The organism is Rhizobium sp. BR 250, from assembly GCF_047445855.1.
Lineage (GTDB): Bacteria > Pseudomonadota > Alphaproteobacteria > Rhizobiales > Rhizobiaceae > Agrobacterium > Agrobacterium tumefaciens_I.
On sequence record NZ_JARWKW010000011.1, the window covers coordinates 188,113 to 207,656 of the forward strand.

Annotated in this window: 15 protein-coding genes; 9 read left to right on the forward strand and 6 right to left on the reverse strand. The window is 58.9% G+C overall.

Annotation, left to right across the window (positions count from 1 at the left end; all coding sequences use genetic code 11):
- Positions 1 to 245: 245 nt before the first annotated feature.
- The 6 genes from QD336_RS18370 (at position 246) to amyA (ending at position 8,056) form a co-directional block, all read left to right on the forward strand.
- Positions 246 to 1,502: an NRAMP family divalent metal transporter gene (locus QD336_RS18370; RefSeq protein ID WP_269346371.1), complete on the forward strand. Its 1,257-nt coding sequence runs from the start codon at positions 246 to 248 to the stop codon at positions 1,500 to 1,502.
- A 21-nt stretch (positions 1,503 to 1,523) separates the two neighbouring features.
- The gene (locus QD336_RS18375; protein WP_499171644.1) at positions 1,524 to 2,291 is read left to right on the forward strand and encodes a LamB/YcsF family protein; all 768 of its coding nucleotides are present in this window, start codon (positions 1,524 to 1,526) and stop codon (positions 2,289 to 2,291) included.
- 11 nt (positions 2,292 to 2,302) lie between these two features.
- Positions 2,303 to 3,112 (forward strand): putative hydro-lyase, encoded by an 810-nt coding sequence (locus QD336_RS18380; protein WP_499171646.1) that lies wholly within the window; start codon positions 2,303 to 2,305, stop codon positions 3,110 to 3,112.
- Positions 3,113 to 3,119: 7 nt separating this feature from the next.
- Complete coding sequence (locus tag QD336_RS18385; RefSeq protein WP_499171668.1) at positions 3,120 to 4,730, forward strand: 5-oxoprolinase subunit B/C family protein; 1,611 nt, start codon at positions 3,120 to 3,122, stop codon at positions 4,728 to 4,730.
- Positions 4,727 to 6,457: an acetyl/propionyl/methylcrotonyl-CoA carboxylase subunit alpha gene (locus QD336_RS18390; protein WP_499171647.1), complete on the forward strand. Its 1,731-nt coding sequence runs from the start codon at positions 4,727 to 4,729 to the stop codon at positions 6,455 to 6,457. The genes QD336_RS18385 and QD336_RS18390 overlap by 4 nt, the downstream gene beginning before the upstream one ends.
- A 111-nt stretch (positions 6,458 to 6,568) precedes the next feature.
- Entirely contained in the window at positions 6,569 to 8,056 is a 1,488-nt protein-coding gene (amyA, locus tag QD336_RS18395) for an alpha-amylase (RefSeq protein ID WP_499171648.1), read from the forward strand.
- Positions 8,057 to 8,085: 29 nt separating this feature from the next.
- Here amyA and soxR read toward each other — a convergent pair whose 3' ends face one another.
- Both soxR and QD336_RS18405 read right to left on the reverse strand, forming a co-directional pair.
- Positions 8,086 to 8,541: a redox-sensitive transcriptional activator SoxR gene (gene soxR, locus QD336_RS18400; RefSeq protein ID WP_499171649.1), complete on the reverse strand. Its 456-nt coding sequence runs from the start codon at positions 8,539 to 8,541 to the stop codon at positions 8,086 to 8,088.
- A gap of 159 nt (positions 8,542 to 8,700) precedes the next feature.
- Positions 8,701 to 10,809: a TonB-dependent receptor domain-containing protein gene (locus tag QD336_RS18405; RefSeq protein WP_499171650.1), complete on the reverse strand. Its 2,109-nt coding sequence runs from the start codon at positions 10,807 to 10,809 to the stop codon at positions 8,701 to 8,703.
- A gap of 147 nt (positions 10,810 to 10,956) precedes the next feature.
- Here QD336_RS18405 and QD336_RS18410 point away from each other — a divergent pair, with 147 nt between their 5' ends.
- Complete coding sequence (locus QD336_RS18410; protein WP_499171651.1) at positions 10,957 to 12,426, forward strand: glycosyl transferase family protein; 1,470 nt, start codon at positions 10,957 to 10,959, stop codon at positions 12,424 to 12,426.
- A gap of 144 nt (positions 12,427 to 12,570) precedes the next feature.
- Here QD336_RS18410 and QD336_RS18415 read toward each other — a convergent pair whose 3' ends face one another.
- The 4 genes from QD336_RS18415 to repA all read right to left on the reverse strand — a co-directional run bounded on the left by QD336_RS18415 (position 12,571) and on the right by repA (position 16,929).
- Positions 12,571 to 12,783, reverse strand: a complete 213-nt coding sequence (locus tag QD336_RS18415) for a hypothetical protein (protein WP_499171669.1) — start codon at positions 12,781 to 12,783, stop codon at positions 12,571 to 12,573.
- A gap of 458 nt (positions 12,784 to 13,241) precedes the next feature.
- The gene (repC, locus tag QD336_RS18420) at positions 13,242 to 14,519 is read right to left on the reverse strand and encodes a plasmid replication protein RepC (RefSeq protein WP_499171652.1); all 1,278 of its coding nucleotides are present in this window, start codon (positions 14,517 to 14,519) and stop codon (positions 13,242 to 13,244) included.
- Between the two features lie 185 nt (positions 14,520 to 14,704).
- Positions 14,705 to 15,718 carry a plasmid partitioning protein RepB gene (repB, locus tag QD336_RS18425; protein WP_499171653.1) on the reverse strand — a complete coding sequence of 338 codons (1,014 nt, stop codon included), beginning with the start codon at positions 15,716 to 15,718 and terminating at the stop codon, positions 14,705 to 14,707.
- Positions 15,715 to 16,929, reverse strand: a complete 1,215-nt coding sequence (repA, locus tag QD336_RS18430; protein WP_269346360.1) for a plasmid partitioning protein RepA — start codon at positions 16,927 to 16,929, stop codon at positions 15,715 to 15,717. The genes repB and repA overlap by 4 nt, the downstream gene beginning before the upstream one ends.
- Positions 16,930 to 17,362: 433 nt before the next feature.
- On the opposite strand from repA, the gene QD336_RS18435 reads away from it, so the two are divergent.
- Together QD336_RS18435 and QD336_RS18440 are read left to right on the forward strand one after the other, a co-directional pair.
- Positions 17,363 to 18,751 (forward strand): FAD/NAD(P)-binding protein, encoded by a 1,389-nt coding sequence (locus tag QD336_RS18435; RefSeq protein WP_499171655.1) that lies wholly within the window; start codon positions 17,363 to 17,365, stop codon positions 18,749 to 18,751.
- A gap of 383 nt (positions 18,752 to 19,134) precedes the next feature.
- On the forward strand, positions 19,135 to 19,530 hold the full coding sequence (locus QD336_RS18440; protein ID WP_269346357.1) for a RidA family protein: 396 nt from the start codon (positions 19,135 to 19,137) through the stop codon (positions 19,528 to 19,530).
- Positions 19,531 to 19,544 lie beyond the last annotated feature (14 nt).

Consider the following 19,544-nt stretch of genomic DNA (forward strand, 5'->3'; position numbering starts at 1 on the left):
ATGCAGCATCGGGAATTCCGTGACAGGCATGTTCGGACACGGCATGATCTGCCCATAGCACAAAGCATTAGCAAAGCACGAAAAAAACGTGATGAATTCATGCGCATACCGTCCAACAAATAGACAAAATGAGAGAACGATTATTATTTATTGTTGAACAATGTTGACAATTTCACGGAACAGGACAAACTCGACCGCATAAAGCATCCGCGAGGGGCGGATTGCGATTGGAGCGGAGAAAATCCATGGAGCAGAAAATGCCCACACCCGCCGACCCGAACGAGGTTGCGCGCAAGGCGAAGAATCAGCGTTATGCCTTGCTTTCGGCAATGTTCCTGATGTCGATGTCGGCCGTCGGACCGGGCTTCATCACCCAGACTGCGAATTTCACGGTGAAACTGGGCGCCGCATTCGCATTCGCCATCATCATTTCCATCCTGATCGACTTCGTCGTGCAGGCCAATATCTGGCGCATCGTCACCATCACCCGCATGCGGGCGCCGGCGATTGCCAATGCCGCCATTCCGGGCTCGGGTTACCTGCTTGCCATCCTCGTCATCATCGGCGGCCTGTTCTTCAACATCGGCAATATCGGCGGCGCCGGCCTCGGCTTCAACGCCATGATCGATCTCGATCCGAAGATCGGCGGCGCCATCGGCGCGCTGGCCGCCATCGGCATCTTCCTGTCGCGCCGGGCGGGCATCGCCATGGACCGCGTGGTTTTCGTCGCTGCCTTCGTCAAACTGGCGCTGATCCTTTATGCGGCATATGTCTCCGGCCCGCCGGTGGCGGAAGCTTTCCGCCAGACCTTCCTGCCTGATACCATCGATTTCGTCACCATCACCACCATCGTCGGCGGCACGGTCGGCGGTTACATCACCTATGCCGGCGCACATCGCCTGCTGGACAAGGGCATGGTAGGCGTTGAAAATATCAACGCGGTCAATCGCGCGGCGCTGAGCGGCATCGCCATTACCGGCGTGCTGCGCTACATCCTGTTCCTCGCCATCCTCGGTGTCGTCGCCAGCGGCGTGGTCATCGATCTCTCGGGCAAGGCAGCAAACCCCGCAGGCCAGGCCTTCCATGCCGCTGCCGGCGATATCGGCTTCCGCCTCTTCGGCGCGGTTTTCCTCGCCTCGGCCATGACAAGCATCATCGGTGCGGCCTATACCTCCGTGTCGTTCCTGACCGCTTTCAAGCCTGACATAACGGAGCGCCAGCGCAATCTGGCAACGGTTGGCTTCATCGCCATCTCGCTGATCGCCTATATCATCATCACCACACCGCCTGCAGCCATGCTCGTCTTCGTCGGCGGCCTCAACGGTCTCGTTCTGCCAATCGGCCTTTCGATCTTCATGTATGCCGCCTGGAAACGCGCTGATCTGATGCACGGGTATCATTACCCGCGCTGGCTGCTGGTGCTTGGCGTGCTGACCTGCGCACTCACCTGGTATATGGCCTATAAGTCGGCGGGCGCGATCTTTGCCCTGCTCGGCTACTGATAAAATCAAAGGGAGGCAAACATGGCCGCTATCGATCTCAACAGCGATCTTGGCGAAAGCTACGGCGCGTGGCGCATGGGCGATGACGAGGCGATGCTCGCCATCGTTTCCAGCGCCAACATAGCCTGCGGATTTCACGCCGGTGACCCGGCCGGTATCTACCGCACCGTCAAGGCCGCTGCCGAAAAAGGCGTGGTTGTCGGCGCCCATGTCTCCTATCCCGACCGCGTCGGCTTCGGCCGCCGCGATCTGGACGCAACCTCGGAAGAGCTGATTGCAGACGTCATTTACCAGATCGGCGCGCTGAAAGGTGTCGCCGCAGCTGCCGGCACCACGGTGCGTTACGTGAAGCCACATGGCGCGCTTTACAATCGCATCGCCAATGATGCGAAACAGGGGCAGGCCGTCATCGACGGCATCAAGGCCATCGATCCTTCACTGGTGCTGATGGGCCTTGCCAACGCGCCCATTCTCGACCTTGCCCGCAAGGCGGGCCTTGCCGTCGTTGCCGAGGCTTTCGCGGATCGCGCCTATACGCCTCAGGGCCAGCTCGTCTCCCGCCGCGAAGCCGGTGCCGTGCTGCATGATGCGGCGAAAATCGCCGACCGCATGGTCCAGCTTGCCCGCGAAGGCACGCTGGAGGCGATCGATGGCAGCATCATAAAAATCGAGGCGCAATCCATCTGCGTGCATGGAGACAGCCCCGGCGCGGTCGCCATCGCCCAGGAAATCCACCGCCGTTTCGAAGCTGATGGTATCGCAATCCGCTCCTTCGCTTCCGATCGCTGAAAGGATAGCCGATGACGATACCAACATCTTATCTCAACCATACGGATGCCGAGGCCGCACGAACGGCCCGTGCTACCTATCGCGATGGCCTTGTCGCCCCCACGTCCGGCATCGCACCCGGCTTCACGCAGGCGAACATGATCGTGCTGCCGCGTGACTGGGCCTTCGATTTCCTGCTTTATGCGCAGCGCAACCCAAAACCCTGCCCGGTGCTTGACGTCTCCGATCCCGGTTCGCCCACCACGCTTCTGGCGCCCGGTGCCGATCTGAGAACCGACCTGCCGCTCTATCGCATCTGGCGCGACGGCAAGCTTGCCGAAGAAACCGCGGATGCGACGGCCGCCTGGGCGGAGCGCGACGATCTCGTCGCTTTCCTCATCGGCTGCAGCTTCACCTTCGAGACGCCGATGGTGGAAGCGGGTATCGAAATCCGCCACATGACCGACAAGAGCAATGTGCCGATGTATCTGACGAACCGACCCTGCCGCCCGGCCGGACGGCTGAAGGGCAATATGGTCGTTTCCATGCGGCCGATCCCGGCATCGCGCGTGGCGGATGCGGCCACGATTTCCGGGCGTTTTCCGGCCGTGCACGGTGCGCCCGTGCATGTCGGTGCGCCGGAGGAAATCGGTATTTCCGACCTTGCCAAGCCTGATTTCGGCGATGCGGTGCGGATCGAGCCGGGTGAAGTTCCGGTCTTCTGGGCCTGCGGCGTGACCCCGCAGGCCGCCGTGATGGCGTCGGGTGTGCCCTTTGCCATCACCCATGCGCCGGGCCACATGTTCATCACCGATATTCCCGATTCCGCCTATCACGCGTGAGGATATGATGCGTTTTCTCCCCGTCAGCCTCACCACCATTCTTGTCGAACTCGCCGATCTCGATGAAACACTGGCGCTTTTCGCCTCGCTTCAGAGTGACCCGGTCGAAGGCATCGAAGAAACGGTGCCGGCTGCCCGCACCCTGATGATCCGTTTCCGCCCCGAAAAGATCGGTGCGGAGATGCTGGCCACGCAGCTCGCAAGCCGCGATCTCTCCGCAAAGATCGCGCCTTCCGACAATCTCGTGGAAATCCCCGTCCACTATAACGGTGAAGATCTCGCCGACGTCGCCGAACTGACCGGCATGAGCGTCGAAGAGGTCATCCGGCGCCATACCGAAAGCGAGTTTACCGTGGCCTTCTGCGGTTTCGCCCCCGGTTTCGGTTATCTGGTCGGCGGTGACCCGACCCTGCATGTGCCGCGCCGGCAAAGCCCGCGCACCCGCATTCCAGCCGGCTCCGTGGCGCTGGCCGGTGCCTTCAGCGGCGTCTATCCGCAAAACAGCCCCGGCGGCTGGCAGATCATCGGCACCACGCCGGTCAAGATGTGGGATATAGATCGTGATCCCGGGGCGCTGTTCCAGCCGGGTTACCGGGTGCGTTTCTTCGATATGGACAAGGCCGGCAGAACGGTCGAAATCCCTACCCCGGCACCGGACAGGAAAGAACCGAAAAAAGACGGCCCGCATTTCGAGGTGCTTGCCGCGCCCATGCCCGCCATCTTTCAGGATCTCGGCCGTTTCGGCCAGACCGGCCAGGGTGTTTCCGCCTCCGGCGCGCTGGATCGCGGTGCGTTCAACGCCGCAAACCGCATCGTCGGCAATCCGGTCAATACGCCGTGCCTTGAACTGACGCTCGGCGGTTTTTCCTTCAAAAGCGCAAGTCGCGCCGTCATTGGCATTACCGGCGCCCCCTGCTCCGTTATGATCAAGACGGCGGATCGCAGCTTCGCCGTCAAAACCCATGGCCCGGTCTCCCTTGAGGCCGGTGACGTGGTCACTTTCGGCCAGCCGCCGAAGGGCATGCGCTGTTATCTTGCCGTCCGTGGCGGCTTCGATGTCGAGCCGGTGCTCGACAGTTTTGCGACGGATACACTGGCTGTCGTCGGCCCAGAGCCGGTGGGTGCCGGTGCCATCCTGCCGCTTAAGAACGAAAAGTCTGGTCTTTCCAGCGTATCGATCGGCGAGATTCCGGCCTTTGAACCACCGGCAACCGGCGAAGTCGTGACACTCGATGTCGTACTAGGGCCCCGCACCGACTGGTTCACGCAAAAGGGTATCGAGACACTGACCGGCCAGCTCTGGCAGGTCACCCCTCAATCGAACCGCGTTGGCATTCGCCTTGCCGGCGACGTGCCGGTGGAACGCAAGGACAGCGCCGAATTGCCGAGCGAAGGCACCGCGACAGGGGCGATCCAGATTCCCCATAGTGGTCAGCCGGTTCTTTTCCTCGCCGATCACCCTCTGACCGGGGGTTACCCCGTCATCGGCGCGGTGGCGGAATATCATCTCGATCTTGCCGGGCAGATCCCCGTCAACGCCAGAATCAAATTCCGCCCGATCGGCCCCTTTGCCGAAATCGCGGCCCAAAACACAGAATTCCGAGGAGAAAAGCGATGAAAAAAGTGCTGATTGCCAATCGCGGCGAGATCGCGGTGCGCATCATCCGCGCCTGTCGCGATTACGGCCTGCAATCGGTCGCCGTTTATGCCGACCCCGATCAGGGCGCGCTTTTMGTCCGGCTGGCGGATGAGGCCTATGCGCTGGAGGGCGTGCGTCCCGCCGAGACCTATCTCGACATCACCAAGCTGATCGCGATTGCCAAACGCGCCGGCGCGGACGCCGTGCATCCCGGTTATGGCTTCCTGTCCGAACGTGCGGAGTTTGCCCAGGCTGTTCTTGATGCCGGACTGATCTGGATCGGCCCCGACCCGAAGGTTATCGAGGCATTAGGCGACAAGGTCGAAGCACGGCGCATCGCCACCGGCGTCGGCGCGCCGCTGGTTGCCGGCAGCGATGGCCCCGTCTCTTCCGCCGCCGAAGTCACCGCTTTCGCTGAACAGCACGGCCTGCCCGTCGCCATCAAGGCGGCCCATGGCGGCGGTGGACGCGGCCTGAAGGTTGCGTGGAAAATGGAGGAGATCGCCGATCTCTACGAATCCGCCGTGCGCGAGGCGACCGCCGCCTTCGGCCGCGGCGAGTGTTTTCTTGAGCGTTTCCTCGACCGGCCACGCCATATCGAGGCACAGGTTCTGGCCGACAAACACGACAATGTGCTGGTGCTCGGCACCCGTGATTGCTCGTTGCAGCGCCGGAACCAGAAGCTGATCGAAGAGGCACCCGCCCCGTTCCTGTCGGATGAACAGCGCCAGAAAATCCACTCGGCCGCCAAGGCGATCTGCGCCGCAGCCGGTTATTCCGGCGCCGGCACCGTCGAGTTCCTGCTCGGCGTCGATGGCACGATCTCCTTCCTCGAGGTCAATACCCGCCTGCAGGTGGAACATCCCGTTACCGAAGAAACCACTGGCATCGATCTCGTCATCGAGCAGTTTCGTATTGCCGAAGGCGAAAAGCTGCGGGTCCTCGAAACACCGGAACCCCGTGGCCATTCGATGGAATTCCGTATCAATGCCGAAGATCCGGGCCGCGGCTTTCTGCCGACGCCCGGTTCGATCTCGGTTTTTGATGCACCCTCCGGCCCCGGCATTCGCATGGATAGCGGTGTCGTCAGCGGCTCCAGCGTGCCCGGCGTCTTCGATTCGTTGATGGCCAAGCTCATCGTCACGGGTGTGGATCGCGATCAGGTTCTGCGCCGCGCCCGCCGCGCGCTGAAGGAATTCCGCATCGAGGGCATCGCCACGGTCCTGCCGTTCCATCGTGCCGCAATCGAGACGGATGATTTCATCGGCACGGATGGGTTCAAGGTTCATACCCGCTGGATCGAGACCGATTTCGCCGCCATGCCCGACACCATGGAACGACCGGCACCGGCCGATGATCCGTCGATCACCCGGACCTATCTCGAGATCGACGGCAAGCGTGTTTCAGTTGGCCTGCCCAGCATTCTGCTCTCCAGCCTCGGCAGCGTCAGCGGCGGCAATGCATCCGCTTCCGGTGCTGCGGTCGAGAAAAAGGAAGGCGAAATTACCGCCCCCGTTTCCGGCACACTGCAATCTTTCAAGGTGAAGGACGGTGACACGGTTTCCGAAGGTGATCTTCTGGCGATCATGGAAGCCATGAAGATGGAAACGCAGATTGTCGCCACCCGGGCCGGCAAGGTTCGCCTGATCGTCAAGGAAGGCGATTACCTGCAGGCGGGAGCATCCCTTATCGATATAGCCGGCTAATATACAGCCGGCGCGCCGGCCTCACAATCGCAGATCGCACGGCACCGGCGGCGGAACCCTTTCGCCGCCGGTCCGTTTATGGCGCGACCTGCTAACCATCGTGAGGGAAATATGGCCGGACGCACCTTGCTTCAATTCTTCCATTGGTATTATCCGGACGGGGGGAAATTATGGAGCGAGGTGGCCGAAAAGGCCGAAAGCCTTGCCAAAATGGGCATCACCGACGTCTGGCTGCCGCCCGCCTATAAGGGCGCCGCCGGCGGTTATTCGGTGGGATACGACACCTACGATCTCTTCGACCTCGGCGAATTCGACCAGAAGGGCACGGTCGCAACCAAATACGGTGATCGCGGCGCCCTCGAACATGCCGGCAAGACGCTGAAAGAGAATGGCATCCGTGTCATTCACGACGTGGTTCTCAATCACAAGATGGGTGCCGACGAGAAGGAAAAAGTCCGGGTTCGCCGCGTCAATCCCGAAGACCGAACCGATATTGACGATGAGGATTTCGCAGCGCTCGCCTATACGCGCTTCACCTTTCCCGGCCGTAACGGCAAACATTCCAAATTCATCTGGGACCTCAAGTGCTTCAGCGGTGTCGACCACATCGAGGAGCCGACCGAAGACGGCATATTCCGTCTCGTCAACGAATATGGCGACGGCGAATGGAATGAAGAAGTCGATGAGGAAAACGGCAATTTCGATTATCTGATGGGCGCGGACGTCGAGTTCAGAAACCGGACGGTTTATGAGGAGCTCAAATATTGGGGCCGCTGGCTCTTCGAGCAGGTACAGGTGGACGGCTTCCGTCTCGACGCCGCCAAACACATTCCGGCATGGTTCTTCCGCGATTGGGTGGGCCATATGCGCGAGACGGTCGATCCCGATCTTTTTGTGGTCGCGGAATATTGGCACCCCGATCTCGAAGCGCTGAAAAGCTACCTCGAATTGGTCGACAAACAGCTGATGCTTTTTGACGTCGCCCTTCACCACAGTTTCCATGACGCTTCGAAACAGGGCGGCGATTTCGACATGCGCAGCATCTTCGATGGCTCGCTTGTCTCCGCCGTTCCCGACCATGCCGTCACGCTGGTCGACAATCACGACACGCAACCGCTGCAATCGCTGGAAGCGCCGGTGGAGCCCTGGTTCAAGCCTCTCGCCTACGCGATCATCCTGCTGCGCGAAGAGGGCGTTCCCTGCATCTTTTATCCCGATCTGTTCGGCACGAGCTATACCGACACCGGCAATGACGGCAACGAGTATAAGATCGATATGCCCGCCATCGAATGCCTGCCGAAGCTCATCGAGGCTCGCAGCCGCTTTGCCAACGGTCCCCAGACGGACATGTTCGACGATGCCAGCTGCGCCGCCTTTATCCGCCACGGCACCGCCGATGCACCGGGCTGCGTGGTGGTGATGTCGAATGGCGAACCGGGCGAAAAGCAGGCCGACCTCGGCCCGGAGCGGGCGGGATCGGTCTGGCGCGATTTTCTCGATCACCGTGAGGAGCAGATCACCCTCGATGAGAGCGGCAAAGGCACATTCCCGACAAATGGCGGCAGCGTCAGTGTCTGGGTTCCCGCCGATACCGAATAAGGATCGGCCTTCTCAACCCTGACATCGGCTCATTCGGCGGATACGAGGCGGCGCGGCCCAGCGCCGTCATCTGCCAGAACATCGTCCGGATTACGCAGGGGACACTCTTCCAGCGACAGGCAACCGCAACCGATGCAGCCGGTCAATTGATCTCGCAGCATCACCAGATTGTTGATGCGCGTCTGGAGCATTTCCCGCCAGGACTGCGAAAACCTTCGCCAGTCCGCCGTCGTCGCCACCCGGTCCTGCGGCAGATCAGCCATCGCGTCCCTGATGATGCTGAGCTGAATGCCGGCCCGCTGCGCGATGCGGATGATGGCGATGCGCCGCAGGACGGCGCGGTGATAACGACGCTGGTTGCCGGCGGTGCGCCAGCCCTCGATCAGCCCCTTTGCCTCATAAAAATGGATGGTGGAAACGGCAATACCGCTGCGGCGCGCAACATCCCCCACCGACAGGCTGTGTTTGAAGATGGTATTTTCCATTCTTGCTCCTGCTTCCGGAACGATTTCCGCTCGAAAGATGCGGAAAAGCGTCGAAGAGCAGCCGGTATAATTCCTCAACTATAGTTGAGGTCAATAGGCGAATGGGCAAAAAAAGAGGCGCCCGGCGGGCGCCCCTGAAATTCGGCGATGATGGCGCAGTCAGAACTTCGCCGTCATGCTGATCCAGAAACGGCGGCCTTCCATGACCGTGTTAAAATCGTCGGTGCCGACATCCTTGTCGAAGACATTATAGATGGCGGCATTGAGGTCGACATTTTCAGCGACCGCATATTTCGCGCCGATATCCAGCGTGGTGTAGGCGTCGTATTTACGTCCGGACTTGCCGTTGATCGTCACCGGCGTGCCGTTGGTGCCGATGCGCGGGCCGGCATTGATTTCCGATCCGTGGTAATTCAGCGAAGCCCAGGCTTCCAACCCATCGATTGGGGTTACCCAATCACCGCGCAGATTGGCCATATGTTTCGGTGTCCGCGCCAGCGGGAAACCTTCATAATCACCGGTCTTCTGTTCGGAATGCGTATAGGTGTAGTTGCCGCGCAGCGTCAGTTCCGAAGTCGCATACCAGGTCGCCGTCAGCTCCACGCCCTGAATGACCGCATCGTCGATGTTGTAATTGTACCAGAGACGATAGTTGCGATCCTCGCTCCAGCGGGCCGGCGTTCCATCCGGATTGAGCACCAGCGCGTTGGAAATCTTGTCCTTGAAATCAGTGTAGAAATAGGTGGCGCCGAGAGCAACGTCGCCATTGTCCCAAAGAGCGGCCACTTCATAGCTCGTGCTCTTTTCCGCTTCGAGATTCGGGTCACCGATGATCACGCCGCAGGTGCCGCTAGGGCCATAGCTGCAACCGCCGCCGCCCGTCGTATAGGCGTAACCCGGCGCGATCTGTCGGATTTCAGGAGCGCGGAAACCGGTGGAAACACCACCTTTGATCGTCAGCTCATCTGTGGCGCTCCAGACACCATAAAGCCGCGGGCTGAAATGATTGCCGTATTTCTCGTGATTATCGAGACGGAGACCGCCCGTCAGCGCAAAATTATCAACGATGCGCCATTCATCCTCGAGGAAAAGCGCCCATTGCGTTGCGGAGAAGGTTTCGTCGAGGCCGGCGCGGCGGCCCGGATTCTGGTCCGTCAGCCGCGCCTCGAAATATTGCCCGCCGGTCACCAGCGTGTGGTTGCCGAATAGTTCGAACGGCGTGGTGAACTTGCCATCGAGGACGGTGTTGCGGACCTCCGGCGAGCGCGGATTTTCCGTAACCCTGCCAGTACGGGTGTTTCTGGTGAAATTGGTGCGCTCCGCCCATTCCTGCTGGAACGAGAATTCGGACGTGGTCGGTCCCCAGCGGCCGGTATGCGAAAGCGACCAGTGATCGCGGGTATTGGTGTTGTAGGTGCTGTTGGCATCCGTCGCCGCCAGCGTCTCGCCGGGTTCGGCGTCGCGGCGCAGGCGGGTCTTGCCGCCTTCCAGATAGATGTCGTGATCTTCATTCGGCGTAAACGTCAGGCGGCCGTTGAAATCATATTCCTTGGCGCCCGTAGTGCCGTTCAGAATGCCGTCCTCGCCGCGCGTGAAGCCCCTGCCCCAGACCTGCAGGCCAAGCTGATCCTTCAGGATAGGCCCGTTGGCATACCAGGAAACCTGGCTGCTATTGCCGAACCTGGAATGCTGCTGGACCGTGCCTTCAGTGGTGACGGAGCCGGACCAGACATCGCCGACCTTGCGGGTGATGATGTTGATGACGCCACCCATGGCATCCGAACCATAAAGCGAGGACATCGGCCCGCGCACCACTTCAATGCGCTCGATTGCCGAGACCGGCGGCAGGAAACTCTGTTCGAAGCCGGAATTGCCATTGGTGCGGGCGTCGCGCGTGCTCTGCCTTTTGCCGTCGACGAGGATCAACGTGTAGGCGCCGGGCAGGCCACGAATGAAGACATCCTTTTCATTGGCGATGCCGGTGACGGACACACCCTGCACTTCCCGCAACGCGTCGGTCAGATCGCGATAGGACCCCTTTTCCAGATCCTCCCGCGTCACGACCGTGATGCTGGCCGGTGCATCTTTCACATTCTGCTCGAAGCCGGATGCGGTAACGACGATCTGCTGAAGAACCGTGGTTCCGTTGGATGCCTGCTGCGCGAAAGCCGGCAGAGCGAAACCCAAAGCAGTGCCCGCCATTGCGGCCGAAACACCGGCCTTTATTATTGTCGCAGTCCCGTTCTGGCTGCGGTACTTCAATTCCATGTTATGCCCCCGCATTTAACTTGAGAATTAGACCCCACTTATTTAGGAGGGGGTGCGGGCGCAATGCGTTTGTTTTCGAACAGTTCTAAATTCCAGAAATTGCAAAAAGGGCTCCCCGGATAAAGCGGCGGAGTAAAAAATCGCAAGATGACAACCGGCAAGAGAAAAGAAGAACCAGCCTCCACGGTAAAACCCGACAGGCTTGGACAGCTGAAATTACTTGTCGCTTTCGATGCGTTGTTACGGGAAGGCAGCGTCAGCCGGGCTGCGGCCGGTATGGGACTGCTGACATCTTCCATGAGCCGGATATTGCAGCAACTCCGGGAAAAATATGGCGATCAGCTTTTCCTGCGCACCGGCCAGGGCCTGCGCCCCACCCCCTTTGCCGAAAACATGCGGCTGCGTATCCGCTCGCTGGCCGCGGAAGCGGAAAATCTGATCGAGTATTCGCAGGAGAAACCGGAAGGGCCAGCGGCACCGGATAAAAGCGGTTGGGAACAGCCGGTGCTGATGAAGGCGCCACCGCTTTCGCTTCGTCCCAGCGTTCTTCTGGAAGGCCAGCCGACTCCGGAGCACATTGCCGACCGGCTCGCGCGCATCGGCCACAATGCCGATCCGCTGCACCGGCTCGCAAAATATATCGCGACCTCGGCGATGGGCATAGGCAACAGCCGCCCGCTTGCCCAGGAGGAGGCAATGGATGCGCTGTCGATCATTCTCGACGGCGAAGCCGACCCCATACAGGTCGGCGCACTGCTCGCTACCATGCATTATCGCGGCGTGACCGCGGCAGAACTTGCGGGCTTCATCGAAGCCATGTGGCAGCATATCGACAGGGAGCGGCAACCACCCGCATCCGTCGATCTCGACTGGCCAGCCTATATTTCACCGAAACATCGCGATGCGCCATGGTTCCTGCATTCCGCCCGTCTGATTTCCATGGCGGGATATAGCGTCCTGCTGCACGGCCATGTCGGCCAGGGAGACAATGGCGGCAAGCTGGAACTCGCTGCACAGGCCTGCGGCATTCCTCTTTGCCATTCTCTTTCCGAGGCGAGGGAGGTTGCGTCCTCGCAGCGCATCGCCTATCTGCCAATCGGCGGCCTGTCTCTGCAATTCCAGAGCCTGCTTGGCCTGCATGGTATTCTGGAAATGCGCCTGCCGCTCAACACGGTCGTCCATCTCCTCAATCCGCTTCGTGCCAGAAGCACCATGATCGGTGTGGCCCGCCCCTCCTATCAGGAGCTCCACCGCGATACCGCGCGGCTGCTTTCGGTGGAGAACCTTGCCATTCTCGGCAATACCCGGGATTTTGCGCAGTTCACACCGTTCCGCGCCACCCGGATTTTCGGCCTTTCAAAAGGCAGGGATGTCGAATTGCTCATTCCCGCCCGCGAAACCCCGCCCGCCGAAATGCCGACCATGTTCACCACCTTCGAATATTGGCGGGCAGTGTGGACGGGTGCCGCAAGGGACGAAAGGGCGGAGACCATCATCATCTCCACGGCCGCCATCGCGCTGATGCTGGTCAAGGATATGGCCCTGCCCTTTGAGGAGGCTTATGCCCGCAGCCTGCAGCTCTGGAACAATAGGGCGCGCAATCTGGTTCAAGCCTGATCCGGCTCAGGCATTGGCCACCGCTCTTTTCAGCGCCGGTACACTGTCGGGATAAGAACGCGGCCCGACCAGACCACATAAACATCCGTAATGTGGTGCTGTGAAGTGAGTACAGCCTGCGGCTGCTTTGATTCCGCCACCCTTTCAGTTATCGCCTTCAAGATAGGAACGATATTGCACATAATCGGCGCTTGGCCGCCCATCGACAATTTCGGGTGGCCGTCCTTCACCGCCGGGCAGATGGCCTGTCTTTTCAAGCTCTGCTCTCACGAGTTTTTCAATGGCCCCATGACGGGGCAAGGCATGGTCCGCCATGTAGAGAGCGATAGCTAGTTCCACATCATCTGGAAAAATCATCAGCCGCGATCCCTTGAAACAATCAAGGCAAACGCGGAACCCCGCAGAAGGTTCAGCCACCGCGCTTCCGGTGGGGGAATAGATTGCCTTCATACTGAAGGGTTACTTCCGACAACCAAATCACGGCATCGGAGGTAGCAGGTTCATGTTTCAACCGGCGCCATGCGCGAATTCCGAAGTGAGCTTGATACGGAAACCCGCCTCATTCTACCCCTGCCGGCGCAGTTCCCGGCAAAAATCACGCAGACTCAAGGGATTGAAACCAATCAGGAAAAAACGCAAACGAAAGCTAAATCGTAATTAACTTTCATTACTTTGCATTAACCATAGGAAACCCCTGACTGGACTCTTGATGTCGGCAGCCTGAAAGCGAATCTCTGGTACCTGTGGAAACGGTGTTAATGTAACTTCGGACTGGTTTTTCCGCAAGCCGGGACGTTTTACAGGCCCTCACGAACTCACCTCGCCATGTCCACCTCCATCTTGTCCTGACGCCCGCGCAGCTGCGCCAGAAGCATGGTCTGCACCTCGAAACTACCGTCCTGGGCCTTGCGCGTCAGATTACGCAGATATCCGCCGAGCGAGCTTATCTGGTCCGCCTTTTGCAACAGGCAGGCAAGAATGGCCGCCGTTCCCTGCCGGCCGAAGGTGGTAAGCGCCTCCTGATAGGCCGACTGGCTGATGTTGAACATGGTTTTGATCACCGAGGTCGCGACTTCGAGATCACGCCAGCCGGTGATGGCTCCACCGGGCGCATAGAGCGAGATATCCGGGCAAGCCTTCAAAACCAAAACAATATCAGGAACAAAAAATTGCTTATGAAGAACAGCCTTTGGCGATGGTGGTTCAGCTTTTGCGGTGACGGGAGCCGCATATGCTGGCTGGACGATGGCGGTGCTGGCAGGTGCAACCGTAACCGCCTCACGCAAATCGTGCCGTTCAGATATGGATTCGGATTCTGAATTCTTTATGAGGCGCTCATTTTGGCAGTCATTGCCGCCCGTTTTTTCCGATTTTTCAATATTTTCCAGATAGTTGGTTACCTCCGCACGCAAGGATGCCAGAAAACCGGCGATTTCCTTGAGTTCCGCAGGCTTCGAATTGCGGCCGAGAGAGCGTGCAATGGCATTGTAGCGGGTCTGAAACCCTTCGAAGATTTCAACATCACCACGTGCGGCAATCATTTCGCAGAGTTTCTGGATATCGCGGCGGCAAAGGCTGATGCTTTCACGAAGCCGCTGAAGATCGAGCCGTTCACGAATGATACGCTCGGCCAGTTCCTCGATTTCCGCTTTGCGGGTAAGAAGCGGCGCCAGCGAAAAACCATAGGCTTCACTGATCTCCCCTCCCCTGTGTTTGCGGGCGTAGCGTTTTCCGTTCGGGCTATCCTTGCGAATGATGAGACCGGCTTCGACAAGTGCCGAAAGATGCCGGCGCAATGTCTGCTCGGCCATGCCATGTGCTCGCAGCGACAATTGCGTGTTTGATGGAAACACGACCAGGCCGGCTTCGCTGGAAAGTTCGTTCTTCGGATAAAAACTCAAAAGCGCGTTCAAAACCGCAAGGGAACGATCGGTCACACCGAGCAGAGGCCGGGCTTCACAGACCGAACGATAGAGTTTCCATTTGTCGACCGCTTCAACCTTCCTGGTTTTCTGCGCGGCAAACTGAGTTGCGAGGACGCCAAACGACATCGCTCGCCGCCCAAAGGGCGTCGTTACACATGTGCTGTCCATGTCTTTCACCTTTCACAAGGCAAAAGAAAATCGCTCACCGAAAAATTCGATGCCAAGACTCTTGACTATGATTCGCGGAAATGAGATTCTTCGGGTGCTTAAATCAAAGAAAGGCTTCCGCGCGGCAACGTTCGGGGGCTTTTTTCTTTTGTGATGCGTCTCCTGTTAGTCGTTCGCGTTAAAACTCACTGTTTGGACCGGTATTCGGCAAACAGCGTCTGAAGATGTTCGAGAACGAATTCGGCAAATTCCGGGGCTTCGTTCTTGTCGATCGAGATATCCACCTTGCGATCACTCTCGACCACCTTTGCTAGTCGCCCCCCGGTTTCCGAAGACCAGACGCCCATTTTTTTGGCCTGTGCCTTGGGCTTCAGAAAATCGAGCAGTGACTTGAACCGTTCTTCCGATGGCAGAGCAGCAACGGACGCATCCTTTACATAGGCGCGGGCCGCTTCCTTGACCTGTGATGAGGAAAGCTGGTCGGCAAGGTCCATCCAGTTGCGGCGGCCGACACTTGGCGCCGGGCCGATGAGATCGACCAGATCCTCCGGAATGCGGCCGACAACCGATAGCATGTTGGAAAGATCGCCCTTGTGCAGCGACATGGCAGCCATGATCGTGTCGCGCGGAAACCGCATCTGCAGTTTCTGGGCGAAGCGCGCCTTTTCGATATAGGTGAGATCGCGGCGCTCGTTGTTTTCCTGACCCTGGGCGACGACCAGCTGTTCGTCACTCAGATCGCGAACGACCGCCTTGACCGGAATACTGAGGCTCGAAACCGCACGCAGACGGCGATGGCCGAAGGCGACCTGATAACGGCCGGGGAAATCGGGATGCGGGCGAACCAGAATGGGAACCTGCTGACCCTGCTCGCGAATGGCTTCCACCAGACCCGCATCGGCCTCTTCAGAAGCTGGCATGCGATCCGGTATGAAGGATGGATCGATATCCGCAGGGCTGAGCGAAACGATCGTCAGGCCTTCCGCAAGCTGCTTTTCGATCTCTTCCGCCCGCTTGGCGCGTTCGGAGACTTCGTTGAGCGACTGGCCGATCATGCCGACCGGTGAATTCAGAACATCCGTCACGAGCTCAGGAGAGCCGAGAATGGGCCTGATGCGCGGACGCGACCGCTCGGCTGCGGTGTCATTGCTATCTGCGGCCGGGGTGCCAAGATTGGCGAAGATCTGTTTTCTGCTCATGCTGCCCTACCCCACGCTTTTTTAATCAGTCCTTCGATTTCAGCGTTTACATTGTTCATGGCTTCCAGCGCGCGGTCATAGGTAGACCGGGTGAACTGGGTTCTTTCGACTTCGAAAAGTGTCTGGTTGGTCAGTCCCGCATCCGAAACCGCCGTGCTTTTCAGCATGGGGTGGATGAGGACGTTTTCCCCGAAGATAGAGCGAAGGAAAGCGACCATCTGGTTCTGTGGCCCGTCGCTCGGCTCAAAGCGGGTGATCAGGTAACGCATCCAGTTATAATCCGAACGCGCACCGGCCCTGCCGATTTCCGCGAGAAGATCGCCGGTCATGGCAAGAAACTGGTTCATGGACATGACGTCCAGCATCTGCGGGTGAACGGTGACGAGAACCGATGTGGCGGCCGTCAGCGCTGAAAGCGTCAGATAACCGAGCTGCGGCGGGCAATCGATGACGACGACATCGTAGAAGTTCTGCGCCTGGGCGATGGCCTGGCCGATGCGGGCAAAAAACAGCGTATCACCGGGAGCGCGGCGCATCAGCGCGCGGGGCGTATCATGTTCGAACTCCATCAGTTCCAGGTTGCCAGGAACGATATGGAGATTGGGAATATAGGTACCGCGAACGATCTCGGCGATCGGGCGGCGCTCATCGTCGTAGCGGATCGCGCCGTAAAGTGTTTCGTTCGGGCCGACATCGATCTCCGGCTGATGGCCGAAGAGGGCGGAGAGACTGGCCTGCGGATCGAGATCGATGGCAAGCACGCGATAACCGCGCAGTGCCAGATATTGTGCCAGATGCGCCGAGGTCGTGGTTTTCCCCGAACCGCCCTTGAAATTCATGACCGCGATGACCTGCAACTCTTCGCCGTCCCGGCGATGCGGCAGATAACGGCGGGTGCCGCGTGCACCCTGATCAAGCAGTTTTCTGATCTCGTCCATATCCTCAACCGAATAGGAACGGCGGCCGGAAGCCTGCGCTGCGTCGAGCTCGGGACGCTCGGCGGCGATCTGGCGCAGATAGGCCTCGCCAATGCCGATCAACCGTGCGGTTTCGGCCGGCGAAAAATGGCGCATGCTCTTTTCGGTATGGGGTGAAAATGTATTTGCATTATGAGCCTGCAATTGGGCTGACAATGCAGCCGAATGCTGTTGTATAAGACTGGTCAGGTCCGGTGCTCCTGCGGCACGTCTTAAATCGGCACTCTGTGTCATCGGTCTTCTTTCGCTCGAAATTGCAGTAGCGGTTTTTTTCGAAAAAGGCGGTTTTTTCCGCAACTGAGATATAAGCGCCGATTCTCTTTTTGGCGCAATAGGCTTTTTTCTCAGGTGCGAAAGTGCCGCTAAGGCATTGTGGAAGAATCACATTTGGTTTTTGTGACGGTTTGACGGTTAGCCGCGGCTAACTTTTCTTTCTCGACGTCAATAATGGAGCAACGGCTGGATTGTTTCCGGGTGGCTAGCGCCTGCCACTGAAGTTTGCCGCGGCTAACTTTTGGCTCGATCTGTGCCCCATATAATGAATCATAATGGCGGAAAGTGTGGGGTAGACATTGGCGGGCGTTTAATCTCTACTTGTTGACTAGGGTATTGTTCAGTTGGGCGCCCGCCGCTCGCTTGTCTAAACTGTCGCAGGTTGGAGGAATGAATGTCCTATGATGTCGCTCTTGTCGGGTCGGGTTTCTCGGCCATCTGTACGGCCGCTCATCTTTTATCCTCATTGCCGGCGGAGGCGTCGATTGCCATCGTTGGTGATGAATCGGATTTCGGTCGTGGCACTGCTTATCGTACGGAGTTGCCCTATCACCGGCTGAATGTGCCAGCGGGAAGAATGAGCGTCTTTCCCGATCGGCCCCAAGACTTTGTCGACTGGCTGATAGAGAACGGTATCACGAGAGACCCGCTGGCCTTCGCTTCGCGCGGGGACTATGGCCTCTATCTTCGAGACAGACTGGCAAACCTGCTGAGAAGCAGGGAGCAGCGCGCAAGGGTGGATTTCATCCGGGCCAAGGCTTCCGCCTGTCGGCCGGACGGTGTCGGTGGCTTTTCTTTTGTCCTGGAAAATGACGAGCAGCTACATGCGAAGAATGTGATTTTATGTCTCGGCGTCGGCGCGGCCAGTTTGCCGGTGCAAACTGTTGCGAAGGACGAAGGTGAGCCACACCGTATCGTCAGCCATTGCTGGCAGCCGGGATGGCTGTCCAAAGTGAAAGCGGGTGATCGCATCTGCATTCTGGGTTCAGGCCTGACGATGATCGATCAGGTTTTGACGCTACGGGGGAAGGGGCATCAGGGGCCGATCCATGTCCTGTCCCGTCGTGGATTAGTACCGCACCCACATGTCAGTCCGCCATCGCCTCCCGCGGAGCCGAACTTGCCGCAGGGTGCGCTGGAAATCAGCCGGATATTGCAGACCCTGCGCAGGCAGGTGGGAGAGGGAACGCCGTGGCGCGCCGTGATGGATGGTTTGCGGCCAAGAACGCAAACGCTTTGGCAGAGCCTTACACCGGCGCAACGCAGCCGTTTCCTTCGGCATGCCCTGCCATGGTGGAATATTCACCGGCACCGCATCGCGCCTGAAGTTTCCGATGCTTTCGCGAAATTGCTCTCGGATGGCGTTCTGGAGATCCATGCGGGTTACCTTCGCGCGATTGAGGAACAGGAGGAGGGGATTGCGGTGCGTTATCGCCGCAGGCACACGCAGGTGCTGAAGGAGCTGCAGGTGGATTGGGTCATCAACTGCACGGGCATGGAGCGGGCCGGTATCGGCCACTCGCGCCTTCTTGAAACCATGCGGGATGACGGGGTTCTTGTGCTCGATCCCTTCGGGCTGGGGGTCGAGGTGGATGATGAGTCCCGTTTGTTGCGGACAGACGGGAAACGTTGGCTCGGTCTGTTTGCCGCCGGTGCGCTGACGGCGGGCCGGTTCTGGGAAATAACCGCTGTTCCGGATATTCGCGTGCAGGCGCAGAAGATTGCGCAGATCGTCACCGACAAGGTCGTTTCGACAATCGATCGGGTTTCCGCGCGGGGCTGATGGGCTGAAAGGGCCAGCTGAAACATATAGCCTCTTGTCGCGGGCGGGCGGTAAAGATCTCGCGCCATGTTAGCCGCGGCAAACTTTTCGCGCTTGTGTGTGGAAGCTTGCGACATGCCGGTCACGAGCTGGAGAACCGTGCGTGAAGGTATTGCGCAGGTTGGCGCGCGCTGTAGAAGGGCGGTATTCCTATTGAGATAGAGCCCGCTTCCGTAAGCGAACCGCGTATTTCATGCCTGTAAATGAGAATGAGGCCCAACGGTACGACATGCGCGCACGATTGCGGTGCGCTAAATAATTTACATGACTTATGGAAATGCGCCATAAAATCGGCTACAAAAGCTGAAATATTCTGAGATTATGAAAATAATTTGCGAGGGCGCGTGGAAAAACAGAAACTGGTAAGATACGAGACGGCCGATAATCAGGCGGGCGGACAGCGTCGGCCCTTTGCCAAGGCCGTGCGGGCTGGCGATTTCGTTTACGTGTCCGGTCAGGTGCCGACCGTCGACGGTGAGGTCGTGACTGGCGGCATCGTCGCGCAGACGGAGCAGGTCGTCGCCAATATCAGGGATGTTCTGGCGCTTGCCGATTGTACGCTTGCCGATGTGGTCAAGGTCAATGTCTGGCTGGATGATGCGCGGGATTTCTCAAGCTTTAACGCCGTTTTCCAGAAACATTTCATCGATCATCCGCCGGCGCGCTCGACCGTGCAATCGCCGCTGATGGTGGATGCCAAGGTGGAAATGGACGTTATCGCCTATAAGCCGCTGGCTTAAGCCTCCGATTTTGC